Origin of the sequence: Idiomarina sp., from assembly GCF_019431395.1 — a bacterium.
GTDB lineage: Bacteria > Pseudomonadota > Gammaproteobacteria > Enterobacterales > Alteromonadaceae > Idiomarina.
The window spans coordinates 191398-212090 of record NZ_CP080268.1; the positions used below are offsets into that span (position 1 = coordinate 191398).

A 20693-nucleotide genomic window follows, 5' to 3' on the forward strand; every position below is an offset into this window, starting at 1 on the left:
ATGACCTTACTATTACTCTGCGTTCAGGGGCTCAGTGGTTAATTGGCAACCGCTGGCCCGATAATGTTTGTAACGTTCACGTGCAATGGCTTTTTGCTCTTCATCGGCCGGCACGATATCAAAAATTGTGTGACTTTGTTGTGCTTGCGCCGGCACCTGCTCAGCCAGGTTAAACAAAACGTAGCCAGGCCGGCGGGCGATGTTGTCAGCCTCAGGCCAGACGATTTCTACCGGCACGCCATTAGCAGGCCCCTCGCCCACCAGATTGTGGGGAATAAAGCTGTCCGCCGGACGCTGCCACAATAGCTCGTCTATTTGTTCAGCCTGCTGTTGCGACCGAGCAAATACACGAACTTTTTTATGTTGCCGAAAAAGGTCCGCAATTTTATCGCAAATGAGACCGTTTTGCTCGTCTTCGGCAGCCTCGGGTAGCAGAAAAAAAGTAACTCGCGACATGTTACTCTGAACTATCCGTCTGGCTGCAGCGATTAATCAGGAATTGCGTCAACAGAGGCACCGGGCGACCCGTTGACCCCTTATTAGCGCCGCCACTCCATGCGGTGCCGGCAATATCCATGTGTGCCCAGGTGTATTTTTTGGTAAAGCGCGATAAGAAACACGCCGCGGTAATGGTACCGGCTTCTTTGCCGCCGATGTTTTGCATATCGGCAAACGGGCTATCCAGCTGCGACTGATATTCGTCCCACAGTGGCAAGCGCCACGCTTTGTCGCCGCTTTGCGATGCAGCGTTAAGAATTTCGCTGGCAAGCGGGTTGTGCTGACTTAAAACTGCCGAGGCATGTGAACCCAGAGCCACCACGCAGGCACCGGTTAAGGTCGCCATGTCGATAACCAGTTCGGGCTCAAAACGTTCGACGTAGGTTAGCGTATCGCATAATACTAAACGGCCTTCAGCATCAGTGTTTAATACTTCAACCGTCTGTCCGCTCATGGTAGTAAGAATATCGCCCGGGCGATAAGCTTTGCCATCGGGCATGTTTTCGCAGCCTGCCATTACGCCAATAACATTGATCGGTAGTTGTAACTCTGCCAACGCCTGCATCGCGCCGATAACACCGGCAGCACCGCCCATGTCGTACTTCATTTCGTCCATGTTGGCGGAGGGTTTGATGGAAATACCGCCGGAATCAAATGTCAGTCCTTTACCAACTAACACAATAGGTGCCTGCTCATCGGCAGCACCGCGGTAATGCATCAGTGTAAGCACTGACTCATGCTCTGAGCCACGGCCAACGGCCAGGTATGCATTCATGCCCAGCTGTTCCATCTCGCTTTCTTCAACCGTGGTCACGGTTAAGTTGTCATAGCTGTCAGCTATTTCCTGCGCCTGTTCTGCTAAATAACGGGGGGTGCAGATATTCGGCGGCATGTTGGCTACGTCGCGGCAACGATCCATTCCGGCTGCTACACCTAAACCATGCTGAATCGCCTGCTCACCAATACCCAGTTCCTTGCGGCTGGGTACGTTAAACACCAGCTTACGCAGCGGTCGGCGCGGCTCCTCTTTTTTAGTTTTTAACTGGTTAAAGGTGTAATTAGCGGAACGTGCAGCCTCAACGGCTTGCCGAACTTTCCAGTAGGTATCACGGCCTTTAACATGCAATTCACTTAAAAAGCAGACCGCTTCCATCGAGCCTGTTTCGTTAAGCGTATTGATCATTTTTGCAATGATTTGCTTATACTGGCGTTCGTCAAGCTCTCGCTCTTTGCCACAACCAATAAGCAATACACGCTCGGCGAGGACATTAGGTACATGATGTAACAGCAAAACCTGACCGGCTTTGCCTTCGAGGTCGCCGCGGCGCAATAAGTTGCTCAGATAGCCATCGCTAACGTTGTCAAGTTGTTCGGCTACGCCTGACAATCGACGGGGATCAAAGACCCCAACGACGATACAAGCAGAGCGTTGTTTTTCCGGGTTACCACTTTTTACGCTGAACTCCATGAAACGGCTCCTGTTTCGGTAGGGCTAAAGGCCTGCTATAGTTTACCTAAAGCATAAATTTGTTGTTAAAATACCAAGTTTACTTAAAAATCACAGCTATTCCAGTAAAAACCCATGTTATGGGGTTAAACTTAGAGCGAACATTAAGAGCGAAAGCCGGTGCGCATATTTAAATACCTGATCAATGAGACCTTTAAGTCTCAACTTGCCGTTTTATTTATTTTGATGACAATTTTTGTCAGTCAAAAATTTGTCCGGGTGCTATCGGATGCATCCGAAGGTGATATTCCCGGTACCATCATATTTCAGCTGTTGTCGTTAAACTTACCGGCATTATTGTCACTAATCCTGCCGTTAAGCCTGTTTTTGGGTATTTTGCTGGCGCACGGGCGTATTTACGCCGATAACGAAATGACCGTACTGCATGCCTGTGGTGTTAGCGAATGGTATGTGACCCGGGTGACGCTGGTACTGTCGCTGGTATTAGCGCTTGCCACGGCGGCGTTAACGTTGTGGGCTGTGCCATGGGCATTGGATCAAGAACAGAAAATTGAAGATAAAGCACGCGCAGACAGCGGCTTGACGGCATTAATGCCCGGTCGTTTTCAGCAAGCCAGCAACCAAAAAGCCGTCATTTTTATCGAAGCGCAGGGTGATGAGGGGCAGCTGGATAATGTGTTTGTAGCACAACACCAGCATGAACAAGGCCAGCTGCAGTCCGGCAGTGTGGTGATGGCAGATGGTGGCCGGGTTATTACCGAAGCATCGGGCGAGCAATGGCTGGAGCTGAATAACGGTAAACGCTTTGCCGGTGATGCCGACAGCTACCAGCTGATGCAGTTTGATAGCTATCGCCTGCAGATTAAAGAGCAGCCGGTTAACGAGCAAATTCGCAAGCTTGAAGCCTACAGTACGCAAGAGCTGCTGCAAGAGTCCGGAGCTGCGGCTGTGGCTGAGTTTCAGTGGCGTGTCGCGATTCCGTTGGCAATGCCGTTGCTGACATTGATTGCTGTGCCGTTAAGCCGGGTTAATCCACGGCAGGGTAAATTCGCGCGGATGGCACCGGCGCTGCTTATCTATCTGGGGTATTTCCTGCTGCTGATGGCGGCTAAGTCTGCTGTCCGCGATGGTGTCATCCCTACCGCTATTGGTTTGTGGTGGATACATATCGGGCTATTGATATTCGGTATGATATTAATTGGTAAGGGGCGTCCGGTGGGCTTACGGATGCTGGCCTCGCTAAAATGGGGGCGTAGTTAATGTTATCAATTCTTGAACGTTACATCGGTATGACGGTGTTGCGTACGTCGCTACTTAGTTTAGCTGTGTTGACCGGGCTGTCGTCGCTGATTCGTTTTGTTGAACAGTTAAAGTCAGTGGGGCGCGGCAGTTACGAAGTGGTTGATGCCGCGTTGTTTGTGTTTTACAGCCTGCCCCGGGATATCGAGGTGTTCTTTCCTATGGCTGCCTTGTTGGGTGGTTTGATAGGCATGGGCATGTTGGCCAGTAACTCCGAGTTAGTAGTGATGATGGCAGCGGGGCGCTCGCGCCTGAATATTGCGGCTGCGGTGATGAAAACCGCCATTATTATGATGGTCGCGGTAATGGCGATTGGCGAGTGGATTGCGCCGCCAATGGAAGCCAAAGGGCGGTTAATCCGGGCACAGGAAATATCCGGTGGTAGCTTGATTTCGGCGCAGCGCGGGGTGTGGGCTAAAGACGGTAATCGTTTTATAAATATCGGCGAAGTGCAGGATACCGGCCAACTGAACAGCGTATTGATTTACGAGTTTACCGAACAAAAGCAGTTAGACACGGTTACCTATGCGCAGTCAGCGGTATTCAGTGACCAAAAATGGCGCTTAAACCAGGTGGTGGTGACCGAAATTGGTGAACGCAGAATTAACGAACGCCGGGTGCCATCAATAGCGTGGCAGTCGAGTTTAACGCCTGACAAACTGGGCGTTGTAACGGTAAAGCCGGAGTCTTTGTCGATAACCGGGCTACTGGATTACCTGACCTATCTGGAAAGCAACCAGCAGTCATCGCAGCGTTATGAGCTGGCGCTGTGGCGCAAGGTATTAGCACCGATTACGGTGGCGGTGATGTTATTGGTGGCGTTGTCGTTTATCTTCGGGCCGCTGCGCTCGACCAGTATGGGGGCGCGCATCTTATTGGGCGTGGTGACCGGTTTTGGTTTTCACGTAACCAACGAGATTTTCGGGCCGTTAGCGCAGGTTTACCAAATTCCGGCGATACTGGGCGCGGTATTGCCCAGTATCGTGTTTGCCGGTTTGGCTGTTTATTTTATGCAGAAGCGGCCGGGCTAGCTTGTTCGCGGAAGCGACTATAAATCATGCCAATAAAACAGCTGGTTAGCCTCTTTAGATAGCACAACCAGCTCAGTGCCTGCGGCGTAGTCGTGCCAGCTGCGACGGTTTTTAAAATCGACTAACACCCATAAACTGCCAAGGCCGGCGCAGCACGTTAGTAACCTGATCACGACCTGGGTTAGCGACAGTTTACTGCCATCACGGTTTTGTAGTTTTAACCGCCATGCGCGCATACCGACGGTTTGCCCGGAGGTTTTCCAGAAATAGCCAAAAAATATCGCCACCACGGTAATTAAATAAATGCTGTACCAGGGACCCTGAGCCAGCCAGGCCGCGTGGTCGAACTCTTCGGTTAAGGTAATCATGCCGGTTGCAGACAAGATCCCGGCAAAAGCCAGCGCCACGGCAGAAGCCAGCATAATAATAGCGGCTGCCACCAGTAAGTCATAAATCCACGCAGCAAGGCGTCGAAGTATTCCCGCACTGGGGAAACTGGCATGTAATTTTTGTGCTTCGGTAACCACGGTAACCCTTGTCGTTGGTTGTGCTAATCAAACCACGAAAGTGTAACACGAAGCCGAAAAATCGCGTATGCATGGAGCAAAAAAGCCGGCATTGGTTAACTAATCAGCAATTAAACCAGTAACTGAAAAATTTCTGCAATAAGTGCTTGATTAGCACCATGTCACGGGTATAATCCCACCCGTCGACCAAGACATCCTATCTTTTGCCGAGGTGGCGGAATTGGTAGACGCAGTGGATTCAAAAATCACTGCTTGTTATAGTATTTTTGAGTTTAACACGTTGATTATTAACATATTTTAAAAGAAAAACATTAGTTAAAGTTGCTGTTATACTCTGTTAGAGTTAGGTATATGGCTCAGTGGTGGAATTGGTAGACACGCCTGATTCAAAATCAGGTTCCTCACGGAGTGGCGGTTCGAGTCCGCCCTGAGCCACCATCATAATTGGTGCTTCTCCCCATTCTGTAAATCATTTGTAAAACCACCTCGTAGATACCGCTTACTTTTCAGTGATAGCCTTAGCCTTATTAGAATGGTGAATAAAGGCTCCGTTATGAATAAATTAAAAATAGCATTAGCTGTTAGCTTTGTCTGGGCTCTTATTGCTTTACCGTTATCTGGGGCATTATATGACGAGATAAGAGGTGGCTTAGCAATGAGATTTTTTCTATACATGAGTGTTGCGGTTATTATCTAAATTTAGGACTGATGTTCGAATGATGTCTCTGCTGAGTTAGTTGTCTATGTCGCCTTCTTGCTCAGAGCTGGTAAGGTAAACGGTTGAGTTAAACTTAGCATATTTGATATTTTTCCTCGATTGAGCCCAAACGATGTTCGCATTGATGCAGTAGATATTGCTGTTGCCGGACTTTCTAATTTCAATAAACTTATAATCAACCAACAGCTTAATCGCCCGGCTCAGAGTTCGACGAGACTTCCCGAAAACTTCCTCCATTGCTCTATAAGATATCGTTAAACTGTTATTGCTGGCCATCTGCTCGACCATAAACATAAAGATCCTGACGGACAGTGGATTTTCGACCAGCAAGTCGTTAATTCGCGGAAATGTCTTTTTATAAAACTGATAAAACGGCGGGTTTTTCAATTTTATTTCACCGGTTTTTTGGTCAATATCGGCTTTAACTTTTTCGCCATATTTTGTTTTTGCCCAGTAATCTGTCTTTGAACTTACCTCTATAATTTCATTGTCATTTATATTCATATAGCTCCTTTTTTATTGAGTTTTAACACTTAAAAAAAGGCTGTCAATGGTTGAGAATAATTTTTCTCATTAATGTGCTGTTGGGAGTCCTGCCCATTGCATAATTACTTATAAAACAGGGTTTAACATAGATTAATCGCATTTTTCTGCCCATTAATGGGACAGCAGGAGACACACTGAAAAAGTTAAAGTCCATTACTGGTGGGGATTTGCGGCGGTTCGATCTTTATTATGATCTGCTAAGGGTTTCCGAGTGGATTGATGCATAGACGATTGTTCCAAAATTGAAACCTTCTCATAAACGATGCTTGGTTCTTTGATGCGAAGCGAAAAGAATACACACAAACCCTAACCCGTTGATTAAACGGAGATAGGGGTAGTGTATTAGTGGGTTAATCTTAACTGTCGTTAAATATTTTTTGTAAAAAACTTTTTTCTGTAATTTTTATGGTAAAACAAAAATAAAAAATGCAAAAAGAAAAAAATGAACTGTTATATATTTTTGATAAGGCAAAGTGGCAAGGTGAAAAATTAAGAAAAAAGCTTTACTGGTTAATTAAAAAAAACAACGATAAGGCACTAAAAGATGCAAATCGAAGAGTTAAAATCATTCAATCAAAACTGCTTCATAACCCATCAAAATGGTTAAGCAGATCTGCTATCCCGACAAGAACTATCAAAATATTTCGCCACAACAAGTCGGGTAAAGCTGTTTACCTTAGAGCAAAATTAAAGTCAAAAAGCCTAACCAGCAAAAACTTCGTGTCGGTCAGAACCCGATTTTATAAGGCTAATCAGGGTCAGTCTCTGGAAAAGCATATCAGTCGGGAGGTTAGTCGCTCATACGATGCTAGAAATACTGCCAGTGTCTGCCCGGAGTTTATGAAAGACAATCTTCATTACAGGTTCAGGACAATCGCTGATTGCGACCAGCAATATCAATATCAGACGGGTAAAAAACCACGAAACGACTTTCGAAAGGCTTATGAAAATGTCGTTGTTTTTTCAGAAGATCGGTTTGTCGAGTTAGAACGGCAATACGGCATATCAGCGGCCAAGATAATGCTGATGGAGCATATAAAATATTTTGCTTTGATGGTCAGAGAAAAATACGGATTTGAGCCGGTACGAGTTGATTTACATCTGGATGAAGGGTTTGTCGAGCCTTCTACTGGCTTGTTTCGTCGCAATGTGCACTGCCACTTGCTTTACTATAATTACGACTTTAAAAATGCCTATTCGCCTCTGGCAAAAATGTTAAAAAAACACCGGTGTCCGGACACTGGAAAATTACAACCTAACCCGGCAATGTCAGATTTGCAGGACTTGTCTGAAACTGTGTTTTCGCCACTGGGTTTTAAGCGAGGGGTAAAAAAGCATATCAGCCAAAAATCACATCTCTCCCGCGATGAATATATTGCTTCACAGCATAAGCAAAAGGTGGAGGCTTTGCGAAGCCTGGATCGAGATTTTTCAGATAAGAAAAATCGACTTGAAAGGATAGTTGAGCAGGCTCACCAGCAACAGGTTGAACTTTCAGACAAACAAAACAAGCTCGATACACTTGATGGGCAATTAGGCGATACGGTGTATCGGCAAAAAATCACACAGCAGGCCTTAGATCTTACCACTGATTGTTTAACCGCGATTATGGACTGGAAAAAACACATCGTTAATCAGGAGTTTGACGAGATTGGCACTGCTTTTAATAAAGTTCGTGTGGCTTTTGATAATCTGAAAAATTGCGATGCAGGGCGTTTTGACAGTCTTTCCGAAACAATTAATAAGCTCCTTAATGAAGAAATAAAGCAGTTAGATCGTTTTGAAAATAAATATTATGTTATTCCTGAGCAGAGAGTGAGTGGCTTAAAGCCGAAGTTATAAAAAATGTTTGTAATAAAGTAGATTTTTTAAAAAAGAGTGATACAGTTAAATTATAATAAATTAAAATGTTTTGAAACTAGCAGAATTAAACGAAAAAGAAACTCAGAAACTTATACTCTTGTTAAAATCTCATTTTAAGAGTGGTTTTGTCGCATCTGAGCCGAATATCAAGTCGGTTAAGCAACTTAATTTTTTCATTTCAAACCAAAAAAAACTATCTCTTGAAAAAAAGGAGATGGTTGAAAAGTTTGAGCAGAGCTTCGAAAAATCTTCGGAACAACGGCTTATTCAACTAATTAAGCAGGGTGGTCGAGTGGCTGAGCCTGAGCTTAAACTTCTCGATCAGTTAATCCCGAAAATACCGTCCGTCGATGATAAGTATATTCAAACACCGCAACCTGTTGCGGCAAACGAACCTTTGGCTGAAATACTCCGCTTTTATCAAGATATTTTCGACCGGCACGAGCAGGGTGAGAGTTTCCACTGGGAGCAACCCTGGAATAGTCAAATGGTGTACGGATATCCGGTTAATCTTGATGGACGAGAGTACCAGGGTCAGAATGTCGAGCATTTGAGTGCCGTGCAACAATTAAACGGATATTCAGTGCCGGTATGGTTAACTCAGAAAAACCTTGAAGAGCTAGGAGTAAGCGATCCTTGCGATATTCCTAATTCAGCACAGGTTGTTTTTGCTAACCGTTGCTATCGTAATAAACACCGAAGCGATGAGAGCTTACTGACTTCAAAAGCTTATAATGAACTGCCGCCGGGCGAGCAGGTTGATTATCAATCAATTATCGTCAGAGGTTTTTACCCTGTCTGGCACCCGGATGACATTTCGGGAAGACTGTCTGACCAAGCTCGTCGTAAAATGTATGGGAAGAGTGGATATTTTACTCTTCAAGAGCAGTTAAAAAATAATAAAGAGCTGGCTGAGAAGTTCTATTCAGAGCAATGTGAAACCGCCATAAAAAGCCTCTATCAAGTCGCCCGTGATTTAAATGTTGATTTAATCGACGATAACGAGCGGTGTGCCTATCGCCCATCCTCAGATGTAATAATGATGGTTCCAAGAGAGCGGTTTGTCTCAGATATAGGCTTTGCCGGTACATTCGCCCATGAGCTTATTCATAGTACCGGTCATAAGAGCAGACTAGCCCGACCTGGGATTACTTCTGTCGTTCGCAACGAGCATCGTTATGGCTTTGAAGAGCTTGTAGCTGAGAGCGGAGCCAGAAACTACCTACTTCGGTATAACTTACCCAGTGCTTTGGACAAAGAGAGTGCGGCTTACATATTAAGCTGGATTAAAGCTCTAAAAGGACCAAAGCAAAAACGATACGGACTGTTTGATGCGGCCGCCAAACAAGGCGACACGGCAGCCGACTATTTAGTGAAGCAGTCAGACAACAAACATTCACTCGATAATGTGCAACAGCAAGATACTCTGCCGTTGGAAAGTGATGTTTTTGCAATGCTCCGCAAAATGGGGGAATGGAAGCGACAGTATAAATACGGAAACTTCGGAGGCTCCCAGGCCATTAAAAAAGAAATATCGGCTAACCTGACGACTATTGAGCAACAGCTTGATGGTTTAGATCAAGCTAATCAACCGATAAAGGAGCAGTTAAACCGTCTTATCGAGCGGGATTTTGAAGAGCTTGGTCGCTTTGAACAACTTTACGATGTTGAGCCGTCGATGTCGTTAGTAAAGATGAGAAAGAAAAAATTAACCAGCTAATGAGTATGGATAATCAGGGTAAGCAGTCAGTTCGACAATTGCTTCAAACGACAAAGGCCAGGCTGGTGCTGCAAAAAGCGATTAATCTGTTATCGCTTATCCGCGAGTGGGAAAGACTGATGTACTCTCGAAAATACATTGAGGCAATAAACATCAAGCAAGCTATACATTTGGCTGTCGCGGATATTCTGGGGCTATTACCGCTGGAAGAGGATACAACCGCCGTTGAAATGTATCGACTTATCGATGTTGAATACGAGAATATCTTAGCTGTGGAGGAGGAGTGTTATGTGCTTGAAGAATACCGGATAAGCCAAATAATTAAAAAAATAAACAGGAAAAAAAATGCACGAAAATTATAAAGAAAAAGCCCCTTCTTTTTCATTTAAAACCGATTGCCCCTTTGTTGAACTTGCGATATTTCAGTTGGTCGGATTTGACTATGAGACCCAACGGTACAAATTACGGCACAAAAAAGATTATTCTTATGAGATCTGGGTTGAGGCCGACATTGTTGAGAGTATTGAGTATTTTTCTGAGGATGCAAAGTACTATAATACGAATGAGGAAGTGGCAAATAGGGCAGAACGATATCGTCTTTTTATGGAAATTAAAAATAAAGAAAACAAAGCCAATGGTAAAAGTAAGTCTTCTTCGTCAGGGCAAGTTATATTAAAACCAAAAAGAAGTAATTTTAAAAATTAATTAAAATAAAAATCATTAAAAAACAAAAACTAATAAATTAATTTTAAAATAAGTTTATAAAGCTGTTGACTTATCGCTAATTAAAATAATATAATTACACTCGTTGATTATTCAGCCAAAAATGGAAACAGAAATGAAAGTCCAAAATAGCAGTAATAATAACAAGAGTTAATCCCAGCCTTATGGCTTCTTTTGGCTCTTGTTAATAAAGAGTCAAAGGAAGCTCTATTCTTAAATAGTTCTCCTTTGATGATTATGAAAAATATGGTTAGCCCAGTTTTTCGCCAATTTTCATTATCAAAATAAGGAGAAACAACATGAAAATAAATAAAACGTTTAACTTGGAATTTCAATTTTCGGAAGCAGCGGCATATTTTTTCTATTGTGCCGCAGTAAGAATCAATGACGAGAAAACTTTGGCAAGAAAATTGAAGCAAATCGATAATATACTCGGCTTAAATATGTCGGACCCAGATTTATTATCAGCCCTAAAAGAAAAAAATATTTTTGAGAGAGTTAAGTCAGTTGATTACAGCAAATGCGACTTTGAAAGTCAGCTTGTAAATCAGGTTGAACTTTATACACTAGCATTTGCAAGTGATAGAAGGCTTTCTGAGGCTGATGCCAATCAGATATTTTTAATTTTGAATATGGAATCAAAAATATATATCGATAGGGATAAGGATTGGTATCTTTTGGCGAGTGAGTGCGGGCAAGTTCGAATGGTAGTAGCCAAGAATGGTCAAACCTCTGGTGTGGAGGTGTCTAATGATTAAAATGATTAACGAAAAAACAGGCATCTTCCCTCAGCACTTAGTCCCTGTTGTAGACGGAGAGCTCTACCTAGGGGCTGTTTTTGAGCCAGTGGTTGATTTTTCAACGAATACAGTTCGAAAGAATGTTAAAAGGCTTCGGGTTTACCACTACCGTGATGAGCGGTATCACAAAGTGAAGTCCTCTCTCGAAAATGAATTGATTGCACTCTTGGCCACTAAGGATGTTTACAATTATCAAATATAAGATTATGCAAGCACTTCGAAGCCCCTCTCGTTTAGAGTGGGGCTGTTATATAAAACTCTTATTCCTAGTGGTTTCATTTGTCGAAATTTTGAGCAATTATACATATGGAACCACATAAGATCCTAGCACCGTTGTAAGAAGTCTAAACTTGGTTCAAAGAATACCTTAGAGGTGAGATTGGCGACGGACTTGGCGTAATTTTTTTACAAGATTTCTGTCTCCCACGATAGATGACTAAAAAGGGAAGTAATGGAAGCAAAACTTTAAAAAAATAAAGTCGACTACTATGAAATTTAAGACCTTTAATCAATATTGACTTAGGGGTGAATAGGTGCTATTTAGTAATTGATAAGCTCAAAAAAAAAGGAGAGTGATTTGAAAAAATGTAAACGTTGCGGGAAAGATATTCCTGAATCCAAGTTAAATAATTCAATTTGTAGCGAATGTCAGTTTAAAGAACCAGATATCCAATATGGAAAGATGCAATACATAATACCTATTGCAATTATCCTTATAATATCTGTTATTTTATTATCCTCTGGCTCGAACTCGAATACTAATTCTCAAAAATCAGTTTCGCAAGCAGAAGCTATTCAAGCATGTAAATCATATATCGCTGATCAGTTTGGACGCTCCAAAAATATCATGCGTCACAAAAATGTTAAGTTCATAGACGGTTTTTCGGTGGAAATATATTACACACGAACGAGCGATAACTCTGTCTGGAGAAACATATGTCGAATTAAGAATGATAAAATAATTTGGGCGGGTTTATTTTCTGATGGTCAAGGAAGATGGAGATATGAAGATGAAGAACCCGTAAAAAATTATTTGTTAAATTAAAGGTCTAGTAGCTTTTGGATTACTTTTCGCCAACAAAGGTATTGTAAAATAATGGCTTTACTTGGTAAAAGATAGAATTCTTTGGTTTTAATATTTCGTAGTCAAAATATTAGAAAACTATTTACCGGATTGGATATAGAAAGTTATTATAATTTAAGAGTGGATTATGGAAGTTAAATTAAATAAAGAAGAACTAATTACATGGCTACGAACCATATCAGGTGCTACTCTATTGTCAGTATCAATAGTCGGACAGTTGGATACCCTTGAAACAAATATTACAGTCCCCTCAATACTTGCAAGTTCACTTGAACAAGATAGTGGCTTTTTAGGTAGTGGGCCATACTTAGTTAAATATAAATTAACTCCCGAAGAACAGCATCAAGATTTATCATACGAAACGTTTGCAACAGCAGTTACTTTTAAAGTAGAATTAAAAAGAGAACCCGGAAAATATATTGGAGGATATAATCGGATTGTGAAAATTGCTTCAAAATACAATTACATATCTCGAATAAAAAGAGAGCATTATGGTGTTGTCGGTTTTTTTCTTATATCACTCCCAGCTAATCCAGTTGAGTTAGAAGAGTTGAAGAATGATTTAGTCGAAAATAGTATTGCTTATATTTTTCCTGATGGAACAGGTACAATAAACCACGGTAATTTAAAAATGGGTAAAGCCCTTCGAACTTGAATTTTATCAATTGTTTTATTATGTGATATCAAGGTAAAATTGGGCATCAATTTTTCGTCATTGTTGAGTTCATTTCGTTAACTATTACCAAACTTTGCATAAAAAATGAAATATTATTTTAGTTGTTTTTATAGTATTCCTCTATTAATTGATCGTAACTTTTCTGTTTTATCATTGTCTTTTTATCGTAAATGTTTTCATAATTTCGTGAAACGATGTAATCAGCATAATGCTTCTCTATCATATCCAAGCTTGTACCACAATGCTGAGCAATATAGAAAAGTTCTACCCCATCGACGATCGAGTTCGTAATAAATGTATGTCGTAAGTTATAAAGAACAAAGTTTTCAAGCCCGTTTTCCTCGAAAAATCTCCGATTATGTTTTTTTAAACCTTGTAATATCTGAGTGAAGTTTGGAACCTTTCCATCGTAAAGCCTTGAAAAAAGGTAATCTTTTTTCTTTTTCCCGGACATTGTTTTATCTAGTGCATTGAAACACATTTGGTTTAAGATTATCTTTCTTGTAGTTGTCTTTGATACTGGGATGTAGCAGTATCTGTTTTTACCATCATTTTCAATATTTTCAATTTTAATATTTTTCAGTTCTCCAATTCTTATTCCGGTGTGCTTTAATAAGATTATAAAGTTTATTAGTAAAAACTTATTTTCTCTAACTTCTGACTTTTTTGATTTCTCCATCGAACTAACAAGGAAATCGATTAAAGCTAAATATTGTTTTTCATTGATAGGGAACCGGCTTTTCTCAAACTTCATAATATTTGCTTTTGGAAATAACGGTATACTTTCAATTATTTCCTCCTCCTCTGCATAATCGAATATTGCTCGGAAGCCTGACTTTAAGTAGGAAAGTTGTGTTTTTGACATAGGTTCTGAAAAAAGCCTTTTCAACTGTTTTTTATTTAGTTTTCTTATATCTAAATGCTATACTCGGCTTTAATGATTTTTATTTTACGAATTATGTCCGCAGAGTTTTTCTTGCCTGATTTTGTGTTTACTAGCTCCTTAATAACTTGATCTGCTATAAAACCAACTGTTTCTGTTCGGTTGCTGTTAAGGTTGATAATTCCGCTTTTCTCAGCTTTTATCAGAAACAGGGTTTCTTGGAGTGCTAACTTTGCTTTTTCTAAATCGTCTGTCTTTGTGGTTTTCTGCCTTCTTTTACCGCTCCCATCGTAGTAAGACATATAAATCTTTTTTGAGCCTTTTTGACGGTACAAAAAAGCCTTTTCAGTGGGGTGTTGGTATAGCGACACTGTTATAGTTCCTGTTATAGTTTCAATATAGTAAAATAAGATATTGAAACAAATAGAAAAAAATTACAAGCCGCTAATTCAAAATCCACCGCTGGTAACAGCGTGGGGGTTCAAGTCCCCCCCTCGGCACCAAGCTTCTGTTTCAAGACTTCTCTTAAATCATCTTAATGCTCGCTAAAGTCACTGTTTTAAAGGCTTTCGGGGGGATAATCGATTCCGAAAGGTTCCATACGATCCCATAGTAGCCAACGAATTTTGGTGCTATATTTGGTGCTATATTTTTTGGGGCCGCAGATGCTTAAGGGTTTTAAAGATGCCTCTAACAGCCAATCAAGTAAAGAACGAAAAGCCTACCTCAAAGCAAAGGTTTATTAGCGATGAAAAAGGGCTGAGACTGCTAGTTACTCCCGATGGTGGAAAGTACTGGCGGTTTAAGTATCGTTTTGGCAATAAACAAAAGACGCTGGCGCTTGGAGTTTACCCTGAGGTAACTCTTAAACGTGCTCGTGAACTCAGAGATGATGCCAGGCAAAAAGTGCGTCAGGGAGTTGATCCTGCCCAAGAAAGAAGGGTTAAGCGTCAAAGTCTCATCAATGCAAATGATAATCAAGTGCGTTCAGTTGCGAAAGGTTGGTGGAATAAGAAGAAAGATAGCTGGAAAGAAGCTCACGCGGCGAAAGTATGGCGTCGCTTAGACGATAACTTCCTTAAGCAATACGGAAGTATGCCTATCTCTGATTTAACCACTCAGGATATCATTCAGGCGGTTAGAGCAAAAGAGAATAAGTCCCACCTAGATGTTGCTCATCGCTTACTACAAGATATTTCTCGCGTCTGTCGCTTCGCATTTCAGGAAGACTTGATCAAGGATAATCCAGCAAGAGATCTTGGTGATGTTTTGAAGCCTAATCAAGCCAAGCATCGTGACTCAATTCCGCCGAAGTTTTTGCCTACGTTTCTTAAGGAGTTGGAACAATACGGGCAAGGTGAAAGGTCTTACACACGTTGTGCTTTAAAGCTGCTAGTCCTCACGTTTGTGCGCCCAGGAGAATTGAGAGCTGCTCGTTGGGAGGAATTCGATTTTGAAAACAAGGTGTGGATGATACCGGCGGAACGGATGAAAATGAGCCGGGAACACCGCGTTCCATTGTCAACGCAAAGCCTGGCCATACTAGACGAGATTAAGCTGATGAGTGGTGAGCTAGAGTTGTTATTCCCTGGGGAGAGGAGCTCAAGGCAACCCATGTCTGATAACACAATGCGTAGAGCGCTGTTTCGTCTTGGCTACGATGGGAAAACAGCTGGTAAGCCAAAAGCGTTACCGCACGGCTTCAGGACAACGGCATCGTCTATCCTCAATGAGAATAAGTTCCGGGCTGACGTTGTCGAAAAGCAGCTCTCGCATGAGTATAAAAATCAGGTGCGAGGTGCATACATGGACCATGCTGAGTTTTGGGATGAGCGTGTTGAGATGATGCAGTGGTGGGGAGATTATTTGGATGAAGCATTTAAAGCAGGCTGCTGATGGTCAATTTTTAAGTTGAAAATGAATAACTAGTTTGAAAGCGTCAATTCGCTCAAATTAGGCTAGTTATATTTAAAATCGCAAAGGCTGTTAGACCAAGCATTCCCATGGGGAAAGAAATAAACCCTAATCCCGACATAAAGCCACTGAGAGAGTAGAGGGTTGTATCATCCTCCTTTGCTTTAATGTCGGCTTTTATGCCTAGAAATATACCTAACACAATGAAAATAATCGAAAAACTAAACAAAGACCATGAGGTAGCTATGAGCCAAGTTGCGTTAGGTTCCTTAGGTATTAAGTCTCCACTGAAAGTGATTGTAAAGCCCAAAGCGGTAGTTGCTAGACTAAGAATCGTTTTGTTCAATGTATCAAAAGAGGCGTCAGCACTTTTTATTTTATCGAAAACATAATGAGCCTCATGCTCCAGTGACTCCAAAGCTCTCTCATCCTCGTCTAACAGACTTCTCAACCTAGCCTTTTTTGAATTATCTGGGTCATTAAACTCAGCGTCGCGGATTTCACCCCTTCGTGCATCATTTCTTAGTCGGAGAGCTTCAATTTGCTTTTTCAACTTCTTCATGTAGCCTCACACTTGTTTTCGCAAATTTGCTAGTTGTGCGTATTTCGGTGATTCCGAACAGCGATTCCGGAGTTATCCGATCACCTGTTAGCCGTTCTTTTTCATAACCCTCTTTTTACGCTAAGTGATCGGATTGGTCTAGTTTTCTCATGGATTCTCCTGTCAGTTCGATTCGGTGACTGTTGTGCAATAAGCGGTCAAGTAAGGCGTCGGCAATGGTGGGACTGGGTATCAGCTTGTACCACTCGCTGGTGGGGATTTGACTGGCGATAATGGTACTGGATTGTTGGTAGCGTATTTCCATCACATCAAGCAGGTCATTCGCCTGACGAGCACTTAACTTCTCCATGCCCCAGTCATCAAGGATAAGCAGTTTACGCTTCGCTAAGGTATTCAACTGCTGTCGGTAAGAGCCGTCAGCATGTCCAACGTGTAACTCATCCAGCAGCTCTCCGAGGCGGTAATAACGAGCACTGTGATGTTGTTCACAGGCCTGCGTTGCCAGCGCACAAGCCAGGTGGGTTTTACCACAGCCTGTTGCCCCGGTGATGATAATGTTCTGGTTGTAGTGCAGATATTGCCCGCTTAGTAGCACCGCTATTTTTTCTTTCTTAAGCCCACGCCCACTGCGGTAATCGATACCGCTCGGGCGGGCATCGAAGCGCAGCTTTGCCTGGCGGGTCAGACGTTTTACTTTGGTGTTGTCACGGCACAGTATTTCGTGGGTGGCAAGCAGACCGAGACGCTCTTCGAAGCTCATGTCGGTATAGGTATCCGGTTGCTCTTGCTGCTGTTGTAACGCCTGAGAGAAGTGCCCCAGCCGTAATGCACGCAGTTGTTCATGGAGTGATGATAAACTCATAATGATCGTCCTTATTGGTAGTAGTTGTGGTTGTCCACGGATGTTGGGATGGTTAACCGCCGGCGAGTCGTCGGCTTCGGTATGCGTGAGGTCTTGCTCTTTATTATTTGCCAGCAGGTTCAGAATGACCTTGCGGTGTGGTTGCTCGAGCACTAGCGCTTTCTGACAGGCGGCTTCAAGCCGCTCCTGTCCGTATTTACTGCCCAGGTTAAGGATAGCGAGGCAGCTTTTTATTGCCTGCTCCGGATGTTGTCGACGAGCCAGTTGGGCTGCGATAACCGCACGAGTGCCGCTGCCGATGGTTTCAGCCCAGCCAAGCAGGCGCTCAACACCCCAGCGCTGTTTTACGTGAGCATCCGGCATATGCTCTTTAATCGTACTAAACGCGCCGGGCTGATGTTTTCTGGGGTGCTGTGCCACGACCTTACCCTGATAGTAAAAGCAGATGATTTGCGCTGTTGCTTCCAGTGTAACGGTCTGTCCGACCAGGTTGTGGGGTACAGAGTAAGCGTGCTTAGCGTACAGAACATGGTAGTCCGGTCCGACCCGGGCTTGTTTACTGTCGATGTATTGATAGCCATACGCAGGCAACGGCATTAGCGCTGGTTTATCAAGACGGATATAAAGTTCGTGCCGTGAGCCCGGGTGAACGCGTTGCTGACGGTGATTAAGCTCAACCAGCAGCTCCCGGATCCGCTGATTAAGGCTGGATAGCGTATAAAAGTGATCATGTCGCAGACGCATTAAGATCCACCGCTCTACGATAAGAACGGCGTTTTCTGCTTTTGATTTTGTCTTTGGGTTTATAAGGTCGGGCAGGCATGATGGCGGTGTTGTAATGACGCGCCATGCGCGCATAGTTTTCATTTAACACCGGTGCGTAGCGGTTTGCCCTGGTGACCGCCGAGCGCAGATTATCCGGCACCAGTAGCTGTGGTACGCCACCGAAGAACTCAAAGGCGCGTACGTGCGCCATGATCCAGTCTTCCAGTTGCTGTGAACGCCCGGCTTCAACAGGTGTGTAATTTGAAGCACCTAAGGTTGCCACGAAGACTTGTGCGTTATAGCGAACGTCACCGGTATCGGGATTGAGGATAGGCACTGTCGGGCCGCAGTAATCGATAAACAGTTTATCGCCGGCAAGGTGTAATTGTCGCATGCTGCGCTTTTGGGTCTTGCGCCAACTGCGATAGTGCTCACAGAACTGCGTGTAACCATAGGCAGTGGCTGAGTCTTTTCCCGGTACTCGCGCCACAACAGTAGCTTTGTCATCCCTTTACGCTTGAGCTCTTGATGCATTTCATAAAAATCTGGCTGGCGTTTGGCGCGGGACACATTCCGGCCTCTATATACAGCAGCCTCAAGCTCAGTGTCACTGAACTCCTCAGGCAGCGGCCAGGTGAGTTCACTGGCAGCAAAGCGCGATAAAATCTCGCTAACGGTGGCGGGGCCGACAGATAAGCATTTACTGATGTCTCTCAAACTGAGTCCAGCATCAAACCGAAGTCTCAGGATGTCTTTTATCTTACTCATTTGGGTTCTCTTTCTAGCCATGGTCAGCCATTCCTCAATGCAGTTGCGTTGAGTTGAGCTTACCAGTTGATTTAGTTAGAAAAAGAACGGTATTTCGGCATTCCGATCACCGATTTCGGCAATCCGAACAGTGATTTCGGAAAAAGGCTAAAAGTGATCGGATAAAACCGAAACAGGTGATCGGTTTAAACCGAAATGGGTGATCGGATTGAACCGAAATGAGTGTTCGGATTCATCCGAAACATGCAAGTTGAGTGGCAAGCATATTTAGGCCCTCACTATGGTAGGTATAAACATTTTCCGCGCCACGACCTAGTAAATTTTGAAATCGAGAGTTTACGCCGTTTGGGCTGTCCTCTGGTTCTATGTCAAAAACTCTGAAATCTTGAAGAGGGGCTGAACCAACTGTGCCAAGGGCATAAAGCTGCCGAAAAAAGCCATCGGTTTGAGGAAGCGAGTACCCAGCAGTGTATATATGAGTAGCTTTTGATAGGGCTTTTGCTGCTTCCTGCCAGACATCCGATACATCGTTGTGATAGGAGGACTTGTTCCAAATTGGGGGCACTATAAAAGGTGTGATATTTTCCGAAAAATTGGTCGTTATATCTTTTGAGCTAGGATCAACGATAAAATTTTTGTTTTCGTTTCTCTTGTTTTTAATGTAGTAGTGGTGGGCTACTAAATCCTTTATCGCACGTCCTGCTTTCGTTTGTCCAACTTCCCTGCGTTCCCAATTTATGGAGCCGTGTAGCTTGAGTAACTTGACTGAGTCACTTTTCAAATTATCAGGTTCGCTCTCCAGGCAATAACGAGTTTGTAATCCGCACGCACAAAGCAATGCCTCAACAACTAAATCATAGTTAAATGAGACTATCGTTATATCCCAACTATCCTGTAACTTACATAGCTGCTGAATTACAGAATCAATGGTTTTTCGATTATTGCCTAAATTTATTGTGGTTCCACTATCAGGCCAGTAGCGTGGAAAGTTATTGGTGTATTGAAACTTGGTATTATCTTCGATAGTTTTCGTTAAGAAGTAAGCCATGCATGTCCTGAGTTCCTGCCAGTTTGATGGTTTTTTTAAATCTTCTAGCTTCAACAACTGTGACATTTCTAGTGCAGTGTAGATTGACTCTATGTTGTGTAAGTCAATATTAGCCTTAGCTTGAGATTTCTGCAGTCTGTCGATAAAGCCAAAAATGACATTAAACTGCTGTTGCAGACTTGGAGAGTTGGTATTTCTGCTAGATATTCTAACGGCTTCTGAATAAAAGTTTTTCATTAACGGTGCTCCGTACTCACACGATGCACCAGCTCCCAGAATCAAAACCAAATTTCTCACACATACCTCCTTATCCACTATTTAGGAATCTGCCAACTAAAACCGAATTTGTAATTAAACCAGAAGCTTTAGTCTGTCCCCTAAAACATCTGATTTAAGTGTTTCATTGGCAAGTATCCTCTAATCTTCCCTTTAATATTTGTATTCAATGACTTTTGCAGTGCGCTTTGCTCCGAGGGACACCAATGAATCACGTAGAGACCGGGAGCTGCTTTAAGATCAAAGTCGCCCTTTGCTCGCCATTCGCGCTCGAATGTCCAGTCGACCTCTCCGTATTTAAATTGCACATGTCGCCATTTCTGCTCTGGTGGTATCCACTCGGCCTCATCATCTGGTAAGTAAATCACAGGCCTGGCACCGTTTTTGAATGCTGCCTCTTTGCTTATCGCGATACCATAGAACCTATACTTTCCTTTTTCATCACTCTCGTCAGTAGCGAAAAGCTTTACAGACGACAGAGGGCACTCCGTAAAACAGGAGGCTGATTGATTACCCTTTACGAAACCAGTGTTGTTACTGCCTAGTATTTTGCCGGATTCAAGAATTTGGCAAAGAACATCGAGAGCTGAATAGCAAGTTTGATCATCAGAAACACCTTTCTGACGCATTTCGCCCTTCCTGTCTCTAGTAAAATGGACTAG

General features: G+C 43.0%; 22 protein-coding genes, 1 tRNA gene and 1 pseudogene. 13 read left to right on the forward strand and 11 right to left on the reverse strand.

Annotated elements, in window-relative coordinates; all coding sequences use genetic code 11:
- Nucleotides 1-12 precede the first annotated feature (12 nt).
- Complete coding sequence (locus tag KZ771_RS00860) at nt 13-456, reverse strand: DNA polymerase III subunit chi (protein ID WP_290654082.1); 444 nt, start codon at nt 454-456, stop codon at nt 13-15.
- Nucleotide 457: 1 nt separating this feature from the next.
- Entirely contained in the window at nt 458-1966 is a 1509-nt protein-coding gene (gene pepA, locus KZ771_RS00865) for a leucyl aminopeptidase (protein WP_290572399.1), read from the reverse strand.
- A 159-nt stretch (nt 1967-2125) separates the two neighbouring features.
- Here pepA and lptF point away from each other — a divergent pair, with 159 nt between their 5' ends.
- Both lptF and lptG read left to right on the forward strand, forming a co-directional pair.
- Nucleotides 2126-3226: an LPS export ABC transporter permease LptF gene (gene lptF / locus KZ771_RS00870; protein WP_290572397.1), complete on the forward strand. Its 1101-nt coding sequence runs from the start codon at nt 2126-2128 to the stop codon at nt 3224-3226.
- Nucleotides 3226-4296, forward strand: coding sequence for an LPS export ABC transporter permease LptG (gene lptG, locus KZ771_RS00875; RefSeq protein ID WP_133539549.1), 1071 nt, complete (start codon nt 3226-3228; stop codon nt 4294-4296). Before lptF ends, lptG begins: the two co-directional genes overlap by 1 nt.
- A gap of 17 nt (nt 4297-4313) precedes the next feature.
- Here lptG and KZ771_RS00880 read toward each other — a convergent pair whose 3' ends face one another.
- Entirely contained in the window at nt 4314-4823 is a 510-nt protein-coding gene (locus tag KZ771_RS00880; RefSeq protein WP_133539548.1) for an RDD family protein, read from the reverse strand.
- A 353-nt stretch (nt 4824-5176) separates the two neighbouring features.
- On the opposite strand from KZ771_RS00880, the gene KZ771_RS00885 reads away from it, so the two are divergent.
- Both KZ771_RS00885 and KZ771_RS00890 read left to right on the forward strand, forming a co-directional pair.
- A tRNA-Leu gene (locus tag KZ771_RS00885) sits at nt 5177-5261 on the forward strand.
- A 115-nt stretch (nt 5262-5376) separates the two neighbouring features.
- Nucleotides 5377-5520, forward strand: coding sequence for a hypothetical protein (locus KZ771_RS00890; RefSeq protein WP_290654083.1), 144 nt, complete (start codon nt 5377-5379; stop codon nt 5518-5520).
- 36 nt (nt 5521-5556) lie between these two features.
- Here the strand turns inward: KZ771_RS00890 and KZ771_RS00895 are convergent, their stop codons facing one another.
- A complete protein-coding gene (locus KZ771_RS00895) occupies nt 5557-6045 on the reverse strand; it encodes a replication/maintenance protein RepL (protein WP_290654084.1) in 489 nt (162 codons plus the stop codon).
- Between the two features lie 468 nt (nt 6046-6513).
- On the opposite strand from KZ771_RS00895, the gene KZ771_RS00900 reads away from it, so the two are divergent.
- The 8 genes from KZ771_RS00900 to KZ771_RS00935 all read left to right on the forward strand — a co-directional run bounded on the left by KZ771_RS00900 (nt 6514) and on the right by KZ771_RS00935 (nt 12932).
- The gene (locus KZ771_RS00900; RefSeq protein ID WP_290654085.1) at nt 6514-7929 is read left to right on the forward strand and encodes a hypothetical protein; all 1416 of its coding nucleotides are present in this window, start codon (nt 6514-6516) and stop codon (nt 7927-7929) included.
- 70 nt (nt 7930-7999) lie between these two features.
- Nucleotides 8000-9670, forward strand: a complete 1671-nt coding sequence (locus KZ771_RS00905; protein WP_290654086.1) for a zincin-like metallopeptidase domain-containing protein — start codon at nt 8000-8002, stop codon at nt 9668-9670.
- A 5-nt stretch (nt 9671-9675) separates the two neighbouring features.
- Nucleotides 9676-10032, forward strand: coding sequence for a hypothetical protein (locus tag KZ771_RS00910; protein WP_290654087.1), 357 nt, complete (start codon nt 9676-9678; stop codon nt 10030-10032).
- Nucleotides 10016-10375 (forward strand): hypothetical protein, encoded by a 360-nt coding sequence (locus KZ771_RS00915; RefSeq protein ID WP_290654088.1) that lies wholly within the window; start codon nt 10016-10018, stop codon nt 10373-10375. The genes KZ771_RS00910 and KZ771_RS00915 overlap by 17 nt, the downstream gene beginning before the upstream one ends.
- A 317-nt stretch (nt 10376-10692) precedes the next feature.
- Nucleotides 10693-11151, forward strand: coding sequence for a hypothetical protein (locus KZ771_RS00920; protein ID WP_290654089.1), 459 nt, complete (start codon nt 10693-10695; stop codon nt 11149-11151).
- Nucleotides 11144-11395, forward strand: a complete 252-nt coding sequence (locus KZ771_RS00925; protein ID WP_290654090.1) for a hypothetical protein — start codon at nt 11144-11146, stop codon at nt 11393-11395. The genes KZ771_RS00920 and KZ771_RS00925 overlap by 8 nt, the downstream gene beginning before the upstream one ends.
- Nucleotides 11396-11770: 375 nt before the next feature.
- Nucleotides 11771-12238 (forward strand): hypothetical protein, encoded by a 468-nt coding sequence (locus KZ771_RS00930; protein WP_290654091.1) that lies wholly within the window; start codon nt 11771-11773, stop codon nt 12236-12238.
- Nucleotides 12239-12404: 166 nt separating this feature from the next.
- Nucleotides 12405-12932, forward strand: a complete 528-nt coding sequence (locus KZ771_RS00935) for a hypothetical protein (RefSeq protein ID WP_290654092.1) — start codon at nt 12405-12407, stop codon at nt 12930-12932.
- 118 nt (nt 12933-13050) lie between these two features.
- On the opposite strand, the gene KZ771_RS00940 is transcribed toward KZ771_RS00935, so the two are convergent.
- Together KZ771_RS00940 and KZ771_RS00945 are read right to left on the reverse strand one after the other, a co-directional pair.
- Entirely contained in the window at nt 13051-13818 is a 768-nt protein-coding gene (locus KZ771_RS00940; protein ID WP_290654093.1) for a tyrosine-type recombinase/integrase, read from the reverse strand.
- A 50-nt stretch (nt 13819-13868) separates the two neighbouring features.
- Entirely contained in the window at nt 13869-14207 is a 339-nt protein-coding gene (locus KZ771_RS00945; protein WP_290654094.1) for a hypothetical protein, read from the reverse strand.
- 313 nt (nt 14208-14520) lie between these two features.
- On the opposite strand from KZ771_RS00945, the gene KZ771_RS00950 reads away from it, so the two are divergent.
- A complete protein-coding gene (locus KZ771_RS00950) occupies nt 14521-15732 on the forward strand; it encodes an integrase arm-type DNA-binding domain-containing protein (protein ID WP_290654095.1) in 1212 nt (403 codons plus the stop codon).
- 52 nt (nt 15733-15784) lie between these two features.
- Here the strand turns inward: KZ771_RS00950 and KZ771_RS00955 are convergent, their stop codons facing one another.
- From KZ771_RS00955 to KZ771_RS00975, 5 genes and pseudogenes are all read right to left on the reverse strand, one after another.
- Nucleotides 15785-16312 (reverse strand): hypothetical protein, encoded by a 528-nt coding sequence (locus KZ771_RS00955; protein WP_290654096.1) that lies wholly within the window; start codon nt 16310-16312, stop codon nt 15785-15787.
- Between the two features lie 115 nt (nt 16313-16427).
- Entirely contained in the window at nt 16428-17174 is a 747-nt protein-coding gene (gene istB / locus KZ771_RS00960) for an IS21-like element helper ATPase IstB (protein ID WP_290654797.1), read from the reverse strand.
- Between the two features lie 33 nt (nt 17175-17207).
- Nucleotides 17208-18728: pseudogene (gene istA / locus KZ771_RS00965) on the reverse strand (IS21 family transposase); the annotation flags it as partial.
- 211 nt (nt 18729-18939) lie between these two features.
- Nucleotides 18940-19992, reverse strand: coding sequence for a hypothetical protein (locus tag KZ771_RS00970; protein WP_290654097.1), 1053 nt, complete (start codon nt 19990-19992; stop codon nt 18940-18942).
- A gap of 140 nt (nt 19993-20132) precedes the next feature.
- The gene (locus KZ771_RS00975; RefSeq protein WP_290654098.1) at nt 20133-20660 is read right to left on the reverse strand and encodes a hypothetical protein; all 528 of its coding nucleotides are present in this window, start codon (nt 20658-20660) and stop codon (nt 20133-20135) included.
- Between the last annotated feature and the right edge of the window lie 33 nt (nt 20661-20693).